This window comes from Sabulicella rubraurantiaca, assembly GCF_017355885.1.
Lineage (GTDB): Bacteria > Pseudomonadota > Alphaproteobacteria > Acetobacterales > Acetobacteraceae > Roseococcus > Roseococcus rubraurantiacus.
This window is the reverse complement of record NZ_JAFEUU010000002.1, coordinates 441,101-453,896: the sequence shown is the minus strand read 5'-3', so window position 1 is coordinate 453,896 and position 12,796 is coordinate 441,101. Positions and strand designations below refer to the sequence as shown.

11 protein-coding genes and 1 pseudogene are annotated in these 12,796 nt (G+C 72.1%); 5 read left to right on the top strand and 7 right to left on the bottom strand.

What is annotated here, in order from left to right:
* Positions 1-8: 8 nt before the first annotated feature.
* The gene (locus JTJ31_RS06170; RefSeq protein ID WP_207537881.1) at positions 9-902 is read right to left on the bottom strand and encodes a 50S ribosomal protein L11 methyltransferase; all 894 of its coding nucleotides are present in this window, start codon (positions 900-902) and stop codon (positions 9-11) included.
* Positions 899-3,097: an ATP-dependent helicase gene (locus JTJ31_RS06165; protein WP_207537727.1), complete on the bottom strand. Its 2,199-nt coding sequence runs from the start codon at positions 3,095-3,097 to the stop codon at positions 899-901. Before JTJ31_RS06165 ends, JTJ31_RS06170 begins: the two co-directional genes overlap by 4 nt.
* Before the next feature lie 48 nt (positions 3,098-3,145).
* Here JTJ31_RS06165 and JTJ31_RS06160 point away from each other — a divergent pair, with 48 nt between their 5' ends.
* Positions 3,146-4,096 carry a hypothetical protein gene (locus JTJ31_RS06160; protein WP_207537726.1) on the top strand — a complete coding sequence of 317 codons (951 nt, stop codon included), beginning with the start codon at positions 3,146-3,148 and terminating at the stop codon, positions 4,094-4,096.
* On the opposite strand, the gene metF is transcribed toward JTJ31_RS06160, so the two are convergent.
* Complete coding sequence (gene metF, locus JTJ31_RS06155) at positions 4,081-5,028, bottom strand: methylenetetrahydrofolate reductase (RefSeq protein ID WP_207537725.1); 948 nt, start codon at positions 5,026-5,028, stop codon at positions 4,081-4,083. The genes JTJ31_RS06160 and metF overlap by 16 nt on opposite strands.
* A gap of 150 nt (positions 5,029-5,178) precedes the next feature.
* Between metF and JTJ31_RS06150 the strand changes: the two genes are divergently transcribed.
* Positions 5,179-5,976, top strand: coding sequence for an MlaA family lipoprotein (locus JTJ31_RS06150; RefSeq protein WP_207537724.1), 798 nt, complete (start codon positions 5,179-5,181; stop codon positions 5,974-5,976).
* Between the two features lie 45 nt (positions 5,977-6,021).
* Entirely contained in the window at positions 6,022-6,639 is a 618-nt protein-coding gene (locus JTJ31_RS06145) for an MlaC/ttg2D family ABC transporter substrate-binding protein (RefSeq protein ID WP_328805683.1), read from the top strand.
* A 9-nt stretch (positions 6,640-6,648) separates the two neighbouring features.
* Here JTJ31_RS06145 and JTJ31_RS06140 read toward each other — a convergent pair whose 3' ends face one another.
* Positions 6,649-7,344, bottom strand: a complete 696-nt coding sequence (locus JTJ31_RS06140; protein ID WP_207537722.1) for a hypothetical protein — start codon at positions 7,342-7,344, stop codon at positions 6,649-6,651.
* Between the two features lie 201 nt (positions 7,345-7,545).
* On the opposite strand from JTJ31_RS06140, the pseudogene JTJ31_RS25335 reads away from it, so the two are divergent.
* Positions 7,546-8,393 (top strand): annotated as a pseudogene (locus JTJ31_RS25335) (alpha/beta fold hydrolase).
* A gap of 52 nt (positions 8,394-8,445) precedes the next feature.
* On the opposite strand, the gene JTJ31_RS06125 reads toward JTJ31_RS25335, so the two are convergent.
* Positions 8,446-9,612, bottom strand: coding sequence for a pyridoxal phosphate-dependent aminotransferase (locus JTJ31_RS06125; protein ID WP_457852400.1), 1,167 nt, complete (start codon positions 9,610-9,612; stop codon positions 8,446-8,448).
* The gene (locus JTJ31_RS06120; RefSeq protein ID WP_207537720.1) at positions 9,609-10,952 is read right to left on the bottom strand and encodes a gamma-glutamyltransferase; all 1,344 of its coding nucleotides are present in this window, start codon (positions 10,950-10,952) and stop codon (positions 9,609-9,611) included. The genes JTJ31_RS06125 and JTJ31_RS06120 overlap by 4 nt, the downstream gene beginning before the upstream one ends.
* A 5-nt stretch (positions 10,953-10,957) precedes the next feature.
* Between JTJ31_RS06120 and JTJ31_RS06115 the strand changes: the two genes are divergently transcribed.
* Positions 10,958-11,761, top strand: coding sequence for a DsbA family protein (locus tag JTJ31_RS06115; RefSeq protein ID WP_328805682.1), 804 nt, complete (start codon positions 10,958-10,960; stop codon positions 11,759-11,761).
* A gap of 20 nt (positions 11,762-11,781) precedes the next feature.
* On the opposite strand, the gene JTJ31_RS06110 is transcribed toward JTJ31_RS06115, so the two are convergent.
* A complete protein-coding gene (locus JTJ31_RS06110; protein ID WP_207537719.1) occupies positions 11,782-12,774 on the bottom strand; it encodes a Bug family tripartite tricarboxylate transporter substrate binding protein in 993 nt (330 codons plus the stop codon).
* Between the last annotated feature and the right edge of the window lie 22 nt (positions 12,775-12,796).

Here is a 12,796-nt window from a genome sequence, read left to right as displayed (position 1 = left end):
CGCGGCGCTCAGCCCCGCTTCCGCAGCACCAGCGTCGCCCAGGGCGCCAGGTCCAGCCGCCGCTCCAGCACCAGACCCTGGCGCCGGTGCGCTGCCAGCACCATCGGCACCTGCGTCCCGAGCAGCCCGGCCAGGATCGCCGTGCCGCCCGGCGCCAGATGATCCGCGAGGTCCTTCGCCATGGCGCAGAGCGGCCGCGCCAGGATGTTGGCGAAGACGAGGTCATAGGGCGCGGGCCTCCGCACTGCGGCGGCGCGCCAGCCATCGGCCAGGATGGCGCGGACCCGCCCGCGCAGCCCGTTCATTACCGCGTTGTCCTGCGCGACCCGCACCGACCACGGCTCGATATCCGTGGCCAGCACCTTGCAGCCCCAGAGCTTCGCCGCCGCCATGGCCAGGATGCCGCTGCCGGAGCCGAGGTCGAGCACCCGCGCCCGCTGCCGCCCACGCCGGGGCAGAGCCTCCAGCGCCATCAAGCAGCCGCGCGTCGAGTTGTGCTCACCCGAGCCGAAGGCGAGCCCGGCATCCAGCGTCAGCGCGATGCGCCCATAGACGGGGTCTTGCGGCACATGGGTCGGGCGAAGCAGGAAGCGCAGCCCCACCGCCATGACCGGAAAGGCCTCCACCGTGCGGGCCAGCCAGCCATCCGCCTCGGTGTCGTGCCGCTCCAGCGCCGCCTCATGCCCCGTCAGCCCGGAGGCGAGGGCGAGCGCCGCCTGCAGCGCGGCGGGATCGGCCGTCGCCTCGCGCACCGCCTCGATCCGCCAGGTATCCGTCGGCTCGTCCCGGAACAGCGCCACCGTGGCACTGACCGACAGCAGCGCCGCCTCGAAGGCTGGCACCGCCTCCTCCGGCAGCCCGTCTAGCACGAGGGTCTCCAGAGGCTGGGGGTGGCGCTTCAATGGACGACCTCCACGAAGCTGGCCATGACGCGCTTGGTGCCCGCCTTCTCGAACTCGATGTCCAGCCGACCCTCCTCGGATGCCGTCACGGTGCCGTAGCCGAATTTCTGGTGGAAGACGCGGCTGCCCACCGCGACCTTCTGCGCCGGGCGCGACTCCACCTCCCAGGCGCCGGCCTCGATCAGCCGTGGCCGCCGCGTGCCCAGCAAGGGCCCGCCGCCGAAGACGGAGGAGGGGACCGGTATGGGCCGGCGCTCCGCCCCCTCGCGCGTCACCTCGCCCTCCGGCAACTCGTCCAGGAAGCGCGAGGGGATGGAGGAAGTCCAGTTGCCGTAGATCCGGCGATTGGCGGCGTGCGTGATCACGCAGCATTTCCGCGCCCGCGTGATGCCGACATAGGCGAGGCGCCGCTCCTCCTCCAGGCTCTTGGCGCCGCCCTCGTCGAGGGAGCGCTGCGAGGGGAAGAGACCCTCCTCCCAGCCCGGCAGGAAGACCATGTCGAATTCCAGTCCCTTGGCGGCGTGCAGCGTCATCAGCGACACCTTCTCGCCCTCCGCCTTGTCGTCATTCTCCATCACCAGGGCGATGTGCTCCAGGAACGCGGCCATGTCCGGGAAGTCGGCCATGGCGCGCAGCAATTCCTTGAGGTTGTCGAGCCGCCCCGGTGCCTCGGCCGAGCGGTCGTTCTTCCACATCTCGGTGTAGCCGCTTTCCTCCAGCAGCCGTGCCGCCACGACCACATGGCCCTCGCGCTCCATCGCCTCGCGCCAGCGGGCCATGCCGTCCAGTAGCTCGCGCAGCGCGGCGCGCGGCTTGGGGCGCAGCGCGCCGCCCTCCACCATCCGCTCCGCCGCCACGCGCAGCGGCACCGACTGCTCCCGCGCCGTGACGTGCAGCGAAGTCAGCGCCGTGTCGCCCAGCCCGCGCTTCGGCACGTTGACGATGCGCTCGAAGGCCAGGTCGTCGCTCGCGCTCACCGTCGCGCGGAAATAGGCGATGGCGTCGCGGATCTCCTGCCGCTCATAGAACTTGGCGCCGCCGAAGACGCGATAGGGAATGCCGAGGGTGATCAGCCTTTCCTCGAAGGCGCGGGTCTGGAAGCCGGCGCGCACCAGGATGGCGATCTCGGACAGCGAGGTGCCCTTGCGCTGCGCCTGCTCGATGCGCTCACCCACGGTGCGCGCCTCCTCCTCGCTGTCCCAGAGCGAGACGATGCACACCTGCTCGCCATCCGCGTCGCGGCGGCCCGGGCGCAGCGTCTTGCCCAACCGCCCCTGGTTGCGGGCGATGAGGTGGGAGGCGGCGGCGAGGATGGGACGCGTCGAGCGGTAATTGCTTTCCAGCCGGACGATGGTGGCGCCGGGGAAATCCTTCTCGAAGCGCAGGATGTTCTCGATCTCCGCGCCGCGCCACGAGTAGATGGATTGATCGTCGTCGCCCACGCAGCAGATGTTCTTGTGGCCCTGCGCCAGCAGCCGCAGCCACATGTACTGCACGAGGTTCGTGTCCTGGTACTCGTCCACCAGGATGTAGCGGAACAGCCGGTGGTAGCGCTCCAGCACCTCCGGGTTGTTGCGCAGGATCTCCGTCACGTGCAGCAGCAGGTCGCCGAAGTCGCAGGCATTCAGCGCCGCCAGCCGCGCCTGGTAGGCGGCATAGAGCGCTTCCGCCCGGTTGTTGGCGTAGTCACTCGATTCCGCCACGGGGATCTTGCCCGGCGCGAGGCCGCGATCCTTCCAGCGCTGGATCACCCCCATCAGCCCGGCCGGCGGCCAGCGCTTGAGGTCCACCCCCGCCGCGTCCATCACCTGCTTCAGGAGGCGCGTCTGATCATCCGTGTCGAGGATGGTGAAATCCGGCCGCAGCCCGGCCAGCTCCGCGTGGCGCCGCAGCATCCGCGCCGCCAGCGCATGGAAGGTGCCAAGCCATAGCCCTTCCACCGGACGCTGTAGGATGGCGCCCACTCGCTCCCGCATCTCGCGCGCCGCCTTGTTGGTGAAGGTCACGGCCAGGACCTGATGCGGCTGGGCGCGGCCCGTCATCAGCAGATGGGCGAAGCGCGTGGTCAGCACGCGCGTCTTGCCGGTGCCGGCGCCCGCCAGCACCAGCAATGGGCCGTCCAGCGTCTCGACCGCCGCGCGCTGCTCGGGATTCAGCCGCGACAGGTATTCGGGGAGGGGAGGGGTTGCCGTCACGGCCGGGGCTATAGAACATCCGGCCAACACCACCAATGGCGAAGCGCATTGCAGGAAATCCGGCACTTCCTCGAATGGTCGGCCCGCAAGGGCGCTGCGCTTCTGGCCGTGGGAATCTTTGTCGGACTCTTCACCCCGCCCCTCGCCGCGCTGCTGCGCGACGTGGTCACGCCGGTGGTCTTCTCCCTGATGACGCTGGTGCTGCTGCGGGTGGACCCGGTGCAGGTGCTGGGCTACCTGCGCCGGCCGCTGCTGGTGCTGGCCCTGCTGATCTGGCTGCTGGTCGCCTCGCCGGTCCTGGCCTGGGCGGTCTGCGCCGCGCTGGGCTTCGAGGGGCCGCTCGCCGCCGCGCTGGTCATCATGGCCACGGGCTGCGCCGCCACCTCCTCCCCCGCCTTTGCCCGCCTCGTCGGGCTGGATGGCGAGATCTCGCTCGTTGCCGCCGTGCTCTCCACCCTGCTGGTGCCCTTCACCGCGCCGCCCCTGGCGCTGGGGCTGATGGGGATCGACCTCGCCATCTCGCTGGAAGGGCTGATGCTGCGCCTGGCGCTGGTGGTGGGGCTGCCGCTGCTGCTCTCCATCGCCATCCGCCGCATCCTCGGCCCCCGGCGCCTCGCGGAATGGGGCAGGGCGGTGGATGGCGCCTCCGTGCTGCTGGTCGTGCTCTACGGCTTCGGGGTGATGGACGGCATCCTTGCCCGCCTCCTGGCCGAGCCGCAATTCGTCCTGGCCGGCATCGCCCTGGCCTTCGCCGGCTCCTTTGCCCTCAACCTCGCCACGGTGCTGGCCTTCGGCGCCTTCGGCCGGCAGGTCGCCCTGTCGGCCGGGCTGCTCTCCGGCAACCGCAACATGGCCCTCTACCTCGCCGTGCTGCCCGCCGCGACGGATGCGCGAATCCTGATGTTCTTCGCGCTCTGCCAGTTTCCCCTGTTTCTCAGCCCATTCTTGCTGCGCACGGTCTATGCGCGGCTAGTGCCAGAGGCTCAGCCCGCCTCCTGAGGCGCGTTCTTCTGCGGCCGCGCCCCCAGGATATGCGCGATGGCATAGGTCAGGTCGGCCCGGTTCAGCGTGTAGAAGTGGAACTCGTCCACCCCGTTCGCCTGCAGGATCCGCACCTGCTCCGCCGCCACCGTGGCGGCAATCAGGTGACGCGTCCCCGCATCCTCCTCCAGCCCCTCGAACAGCGCCTCCAGCCAGCCGGGCACCGACGCCCCGCACATGCCGGAGAAACGCTTCACCTGAGTGAAGTTCGCCACCGGCAGGATGCCCGGCACGATGGGCAGGGTGATCCCGGCCGCGTGGCAGCGGTCCAGGAAGCGCAGATACACGTCCGTGTCGAAGAAATACTGGGTGATCGCCCGGTTCGCCCCGGCATCGATCTTGCGCTTCAGGAAGTCCAGGTCGGCATCGGCGGAAAGCGCCGCCGGATGCGTCTCCGGATAGGCGCCGACGCTGATGTCGAAATCGCCGATCCGGCGCAGACCCCGCACCAGGTCCTCGGCCTGGGCATAGCCGCCTGGATGCGGCTCATACTTCTCCGCCCCGGCCGGCGGGTCGCCGCGCAGCGCGACGATGTGCCGCACCCCGGCCTCCCAATAGGCGCGCGCCACCTCGTCCACCTCCTCGCGCGTCGCGCCGACGCAGGTGAGGTGCGCCGCCGGCGTCAGGCTGGTTTCCTGCACCAGCCGTGCCACCGTGTCATGCGTGCGCGACCGGGTGGAGCCGCCGGCGCCATAGGTGACGGATACGAAGCGCGGCCCCAGCGGCTCCAGCCGCCGGATCGCCGCCCAGAGATCGGCCTCCATCTTCTCGTTCTTCGGAGGGAAGAACTCGAAGGACAGCTTCGGCACCGGCAGGGCGGTCGGCGAGGGCAGGGTGCCAATTCGCGGGCCGGTCAGCCAGCGCTCGAGGGTGTTGGGGGCGGTGTCCATGGCTCGGCAGCAATGGCGTCCGCCGCGTCCCGGCGCAAGAGGGTTTGCACGGAACCGTGCCGCGGCGGTAAACCTGCCGTGTTCGCCCAAGTTAATCACGCGAAGCCCTCCGCCCAACCGGGCTCCAGCCCTGAAGGACAGCCAGCCCCCATGCGCCTCCGGTCCGCCCTCCTCTCGGCAGCCTTCCTCATGGGCCTGGCCGGATGCGCCACGCCGCCCCCCGCCACGGACCGCGAGGCGCTGCAGGAGTTCCGGGCGAACAACGACCCGCTGGAACCGTTCAACCGTGCGATGTTCCAGGTGAACGACGCGATCGACACGGTGGCGCTGCGCCCCGCCGCGGTGGTGTACCGCACCGTGGTGCCGCCGCCGCTGCGCACCGGCATCCGCAACGCGCTGTCCAACCTGCGCGCGCCCACCGTCCTCGCCAACGACATCCTCCAGGCCCAGCCGGAGCGCGCCTTCCGCACGGCCGCCCGCTTCGTCATCAACTCCACCCTCGGCCTCGGCGGGCTGATCGACGTGGCGGAATGGCAGTTCGGCATGCCCGGCCACACGGAGGATTTCGGCCAGACCCTGGCGGTCTGGGGCCTGGGCGAAGGCCCGTACCTCTTCCTGCCCGTCATCGGCCCCTCCAACCCGCGTGACCTCGCCGGGCTGGCAGTGGACGCCGTCGCCTCCCCCTGGAACTGGATCGGCCAGGGTGAGGTGGTGGAAGCGTTGCGCTGGGCGCGCTTCGGCCTCACCATCCTCGACACGCGCGAGGAGGTGCTGGACGTGCTGGACGAGGTGCGCCGCACCTCGCTCGACCCCTACACCACCATCCGCTCCGGCTATCGCCAGCGCCGCCAGACGGAGATCGCCAACCGCACCGGAGCGGAGATGCCCGTGCCCAGCACCGGCTTCGGCTCCGTCGGACAGACCCCGTCCGACCCCAACCCCCGCTGACCCTTCCCCCGAGGGGAAGCGGGCCGCGTTTCGAGGAACATGCCAGTGACCACCCCCCGCCTGTCCCGCCGGACCCTGTTCGGCGCCGCGCTCCTGTCGCTTCCCGCCCTGCCCGCTCTAGCGCAGATGGACCCCGCCCGCGCCGCCGCCTTCATCCAGGCGACGGGCCAGGAGCTGGTGGGCGTGCTGAACTCCAACGCGCCGGTCGAGCGCCGCCGCGCCGCCGTGGCCGACATCCTGCGCCGCTCCGTGGACATTGAGGGCACGGGCCGCTTCATCCTCGGCCGCTGGTGGCGCGCCGCCTCCCCGGCCGAGCAGGCCGAGTTCCTGCGCCTCTTCGAGGAGGTGCTGATCCGCAACCTCGCCTCCCGCTTCGGCGAGTACCAGGGCGTGCAATTCGCCCTCGGCCGCGCGCAGCAGCGCACGGAGGACGATGCGCTGGTCACCACCATCGTTCAGCGGCCCGGCAGCGCCGCCTTCACCCTCGACTGGCGCGTGGCCGACGTGAACGGCCAGCCGCGCATCGTGGATCTGGTGGCGGAGGGCGCCTCGCTCCGCCTCACCCAGCGCAGCGAGTATTCCGCCGTGATCCAGCGCGGCGGCAACCAGGTGGCCGCGCTGCTGAACGCCATGCGGCAGCAGATCGCGCAGCTGTCGCGCTGACGGCGCCACTCACGCCGGCTCCCAGGCGCGGCGGATGCGCCGCGTCCCGCTGAACAGGCGGAACAAGGCCCGGCACAGCCGGAAGAACCCGGTGGCGACCGCGTCCGGCCAGTCCGGCACGCGGCGCATCCCGGGCAGGATGATCCGGCGATGGCAGCGCGCGGACAAATCCGGGTCCGGGAAGCGCGAGAACGGCGCCCGCAGCGCCGAAGCCAGCCCCGTCGCCCGCGCCACCAGCACCCCGCGCAGCCCCTGGCCGCGCCACGCCCGCCGATAGGCGCGGCAGACGAAGTATTCGAGCGCCGGCAGGCCCGGCTTCTCCTCCGCCAGCTTGATCAGCAGCATCATCCACAGCTTGCGCTGCGTCCAGCGGCGAAACGTCCGGTGCAGCGTGTCGCCCTTCACCCCCGGCGCCGCGCCCACGGAGACCTCCCGCCAGGGTCGCCTGTGCATCGCCGCCTCCAGCACCGCCTCGAACCGCGCGAGCAGCGGCAGCCCCGAAGGCCGCCCCACCTCATGCGCGCACACCATCTCCAGCACCGGCCACACGAAGCGCAGCTCCGCTTCCGTCAGCGGGCGCCACTCATGCGGCGTCGAAAGGCGCGGCGCATGGCGATGCCGGGGGCGGAGCCGCGCCATGACGCGGTGCATGCGCGCGAGGCTTTTCGCTCGACCTTCCCGCTCCGCCTTGCACTGCCCCGCCATGCATGCCTCCGCCCACATCAAACGTCCGAACAAAGCAAGAACATACCGGCATGGTCAAGGATTTCTTCCTTGCAGACTTTCGGAGCCCGCTTCGGGAATGACGGACTTGCGCACCGTCGGTGCCGGACAAGCCGCAGATCAGTTTGCGTTGCCTCCCACCAGCGGGAGGGAGCAAGCTGAACCCTCTGCGGAGGCAACGCCGTGCCCGAGATCGAGGTCAACGGCCGCAAGCTGCGCTTCACGGATGCCGGCTCGGGCGAGCCGGTCCTGCTCCTGCACGCCGCCTCCAGCTCCTCCGGCCAGTGGCGCACTCTCAGCGAACTGCTCCTCGCCCAAGGCGGCCTGCGCGTGCTGGCGCCCGACCTCCAGGGCTATGGCGGCAGCAGCCCCTGGGACCCACACACCGTCCTCCGGCTTGAGGACGAGCTTGCGCCCCTTCGCGCCCTCATCGCCCAGGCCGGGGGCGGGCCGTTGCACTTGGTGGGCACTCCTACGGCGGGATGATCGCCCTGCGGCTCGTGCTGTCTGATCGCGCCTTCCAACTGCGCAGCCTGACCCTCATCGAGCCGGTGGCCTTCTGGCTCCTGCGCGATGCGGGCGAGCGCGACCTCTACGCGGAAATCCGCGCCGTTGCCGAAGGCGCCATGGCGGCGTTCGAGGCCGGCGATGTTGTGGGCACCGCAGCGCCCATCATCGATTACTGGAACGGGCCGGGCGCCTGGGAGGCCCTGCCGGAGCCGGTGAAGAAGCACGCCCTCGCCGCCGCCGGGAAATCCCGCTGGGCAGTCGCCCTGGGCGACATCGATGTCGGCGCTCCATTGGCCGATTGCGAACGCCTGCGGATACCGACGCTTCTCATCCGCGGCGAAAGGACGCGGGCGACGACGCGGCGCATTCTCGACCTCCTGCATTCAGCGATCCCGGACGCGCGCATCATGGAAATCCCTGGCGCCAGCCACATGTCCCCGATCACGCATCCAGGGCCGGTGAGCGCCGCAATTGCGGCCCACCTGACGCGCGCATCCTCCATGTCGAGAGAGGAAATCTAGCCCTCAGCTTGGGGCCCTTCGAGAGCCATCAAACCGCCCCCTGCCCGTTCCCTTACCGCCCCAACCACCCCCGCAACCGCCCCGGCGCCTCCCGCATCGCCCCCTCATCTCCGCAATACGAAAACCGCAGGAACCGGTGCCCGCGCGTCCGGTCGAAATCCACCCCCGGCGTCGCCGCGATCCCCGCGCCGTTCAGCATCCGTGCGGCGAAATCCAGGCTGTCATTGCTCAGCCCATGCAGGTCGCACCACAGGTAGAAGGCGCCATCCGCCGCCGCGATGCGCCCGAACCCCGCCTCCGGCAGCCCCGCCAACAGGGCGGCGCGGGACCGGGCATAGGACGCCTTGCGCGCCTCCAGCTCCTCCCCGCAATCCATCGCTGCCTCGGCCGCCACCTGCGCCACGTGCGGGGCGGAGATGAACATGTTCTGCGCCAGGCACTCGACGGGCCGCACCAGATCCTCCGGCAGCACCAGCCAGCCGATGCGCCACCCCGTCATGCACCAGTATTTCGAGAAGCTGTTCACCACCACCGCGCTCTCGCTGAACGCGGCCGCCGTGCTCTCCTCGACCGTGCCCCAGGACAGGCCGTGATAGATCTCGTCCGACACCAGCCGGACGCCCTTCTCGTGGCACCAGCGCGCGATGGCGCGCAGCTCCTCCGGCGCCAGCATCGTCCCGGCCGGGTTGCACGGGCTGGCGACGATCAGCCCGTCGGGCAGCGGGTCCAGTTTCTCCAGCATCGCCAGCGTCGGCTGGAAGCGCGTCTGCGCGTCGCATTCCAGCAGCACCGGCTCCATCCCCAGCGCGGCGAGGATGTTGGCATAGGGCGGGTAGAAGGGCGCCGCCATCGCCACGCGGTCGCCGCGGTCGAAGGCCGCCAGGAAGGCGAGGGGAAATGCCCCCGATGCCCCCACCGTCACCGCGATGCGCCGCTCCGGCACCGCCACCCCGTAATGCTCGCGGTAATGCCGCGCGATGCGCGCGCGCAGCGAAGGCAGCCCGAAGGCCTCGGTGTAGCCCAGCGCGCTGCCCGAGCGCAGCGCCCGCTCCGCCGCCTGCACCGCGCCTTCCGGCGCGCCGAAGCCCGGCTGCCCCACCTCCATGCGCAGGATGCGCGGCGCGCCCGGCGGCAACGCGGCCTCGCGCGCATTCGCCGCCGCGATCACGTCCATGACCAGGAAAGGCGGCGCCTCCGCGCCCCGTCCGGTCTTGATCAACGATCCGTCGCCCCGAGCGCCACCCCCGCGCCGCGCGGGTCGGTCGCCGTTGCACAAAGCTGCTCCCAGCCCGGCAGGTAGCGCGGGCAATGGCCGAGCTGCGCCCGCCCGCCCTGCGGCACCTGCGCGATGGCCGAGGCCGCGTCCGCGTCGCGCCCCATCGCCGCCGCCAGCGGCGCCGCCACCGCCAGCGGCGCCCATTCCTGGCCCGAGCCGGCAGCCACCGCGCGGAAGGCGCGCAGATTGGGGTTCCAGCCGATCGCGGCGGAAAGCGGCGCGGCGGTGACCCGCCCGATCCCGGGCGCCGCCGCCGCCAGGAAGCCCATGCCCGGCACCATGCGCCCGGTGCCGAACAAATTGTTCAGGCTGAAGGCGCAGCTCACCGCCAGCCCGGTGCGGTCATAGACGATCAGCCCGGCGCTGGCCGGCAGCGCGCCGGGCAGGGGGCCGGGCTGCTGACCCGCCAGCAGCGCCTGGAAGGCCTGGGCGGCGGGCAGCCCCGCCTCCGGCAGGAAGGAGGCGCGGTCGCCGCCGCGCGCCGCCAGGGTCACGGCCGGCACCACGCGCGGCAGCGCCGCCCGCAGCTCGCCCTGGGCATAGGTGCCGCCGCCCGCCAGGGGCATCGCCTCCTCCAGCCGCCGCGCCAGCGTGCCCTGGTGCAGGTCGCCCACGCCCGAGACGCGCAGCGCCGTCAGCGTCGCGCCCAGCGCCGGGTTCTGGAACCGCTCGCCCACCGCGATGGGCACGCCGTTGCGGCTGAAGATTGCCCGCGACTCCGGATCGGCGAAGAGCGGCCCCTGCACGGCGGAAAGATCGGCATGCAGCGCCCGCGTCATCGGCGCGCCGAATCGCGCCAGCTGCTCCGCCGGGGCGATCAGCTCCTCGAAGGGGCGGCCGGTGCGCTGGCGGGTGTGCAGGGCGAAGAGGCCGCGCGCCATCATCGGCACCGCCGCCGGACGATCCGCGCCGGACAGCCCGCCCGCGCGTCCGCGCGCCTCGAACATCACCGCCTCGGCGTCGTTGCGGCGCGGGTCGAACACCACGCAGGCCCCGCCGCCGCCCAGCCCGGCGCGCGAGGGCAGGGTCACCGCCATCACGAAGCTCGCCGCCACCGCCGCATCCACGGCCGATCCGCCGGCGGCCAGCACCTCGCGCCCCGCCGCCGCGGCCATCGGGTCCTCGGACGCGATGCCGCCCAGGAAGCCGCGCACGAAGCCCGGCTGCCCCGCCTGCGCCGAGGGGCCGAAGACGCCGGCGGTGACCGATCGCGCCGTCTCGCACCCGGCGAGGGCGAGGCCGGAGGAAAGGAGGATGGCGAGTCGCGGGAAGCGGGAGATCATGGCCCGTGGTTCTTGCCCCGAAGCGCCCCGCCCGGCAACCGCGTCCCTCCCTTGTCCGGATGCCGAAGCCCGGCCACATGCGCCGCATGAACCGCCGCGCCCTCCTCGCCCTTGCCGCCCTCGCCCCCACGGGCGCCCTGGCCCAGGCCCTTTCCCCCGCCCAGCGGGAGGAGGTGCTGAGCATCCTGCGCGAGGCGCTGCGCACCGACCCCTCCATCCTGCGCGACGCCCTCTCCGGGCTGGAGCAGGCGGAGATGCGCGACCGCGAGGCCGCCCAGCGCCGCGCCATCGCCGGGAATGCCGAGGCGTTGTTCCGCGACCCCACCCTGCCGGTGAAGGGCAACCCCCAGGGAAGCGTCACCATCGCCGAGTTCTTCGATGCGCGCTGCGGCTACTGCAAGCAGCTGCATCCGGTGATGGAGCAGCTCCTCGCCAGCGACCGGGACGTGAAGGTGGTCATGATCGACCTGCCCATCCTCGGCCCCAACTCGGTGCTGGCCTCCCGCGCCCTGCTCGCCGCCCAGCGCCAGGAGCGCTACGCCCCGCTGCAGGACGCGCTGCTGCGCCTGCGCGAGGAGCCGACCGAGCCCGTCATCCGCCGCGAGGCCGATCGGCTGCGCCTCGACTGGCCGCGCCTGCGCCGCGACATGGACGACCCCGCCATCGGCCGCCGCATCGAGCGCAACGTCGCCCTGGCCCGCGCCCTGGAAATCCAGGGCACCCCGGCCCTGGTGATCGGCGAGTCGCTGATCCCCGGCGCCGTGGACCTTCCGACGCTGCAATCCCTGGTCAGCCGGGCGCGAGGCTGAAACACCCGCCCGGCGCCATCCTATGAGGGTGGCGCCGCGCCGAATTCCCGCGCCAGCCCGGCCCAGCGCTCTCGCTGCTCCGCGAGGAGGGCGGCGAAACTCGCGGGCGTGCCGCCGGAGCGGGCCAGCAGTCCCATCCCACGCAGCCGTTCCGCCAGGAGCGTATCGGCCAGGACAGAATTGGCCTCGTTGGCGATGCGCTCCCGCAAGGCCTCCGGCATGTCCTTCCAGCCGAACAGCCCGTGGATTCCCTCCTGGCGGAAGCCCGGAAAGCCTTGCTCGGCGCTGGTGGGCACGTCGGGCAGGGCGGGGGCGCGCTCCCCTCCCGTGACGGCGACCACGCGCAGCCGCCCCTCGCGCGCCACCCCCGCGAGGGGCGTCAGGGGCGCCAGCACCACATGGAGCCGCCCGGCCAGCATCTCCGCCACCGTGGCCGCGCCGATGCCGCGGAACCCGACATGGACCATGTCGAGCTCCGCGTCGCGCAGAAAGGCGCGCATCGCGAGGTAAGGCGGCCCAGGCGCGGCCGCGTAGTTGAGCCGCCCCGGATTCTCACGGGCATGGCCGACGAGGCCCGGCAGGTCCCGCACGGGAAGTGCCGCCGGCACGGCGACGCCGAAAAGGTCGGTGCTGAGATCCAAGATGGGCGAGAGCGCGGCCATGGGATCGAAGCCGAGGCGCGGGTTGAGGAGGGGTGTCACCGTGACGGCGCCGTGATTGGCGAGAAACAGCGCATCCCCCGGCGCAGCGGCGATCATGGCTTCCAGGGCGGGGATGCCATCGACGCCCGGCCGCCCTTCCACGGTGACCGGCTGGACCCAGCGCGCGCCCAGTCGCTCGGCCATTAGCCGCGCGACCAAGTCGAGGGAAGAGCCGGGTGGGGCGGGCGTGATGATGCGCACGCGGCGCTGCGGCCAGGCGGAAGCGCCGTCCGCTTGCGCCGCGCCGCGGGGTGGCGCCGCTCCGAGCCCGGGCAGCAGGGCGAGGATCGTGCGGCGACCGGGCGCCGCCATGCTCTGCTGACCGGGCATATCG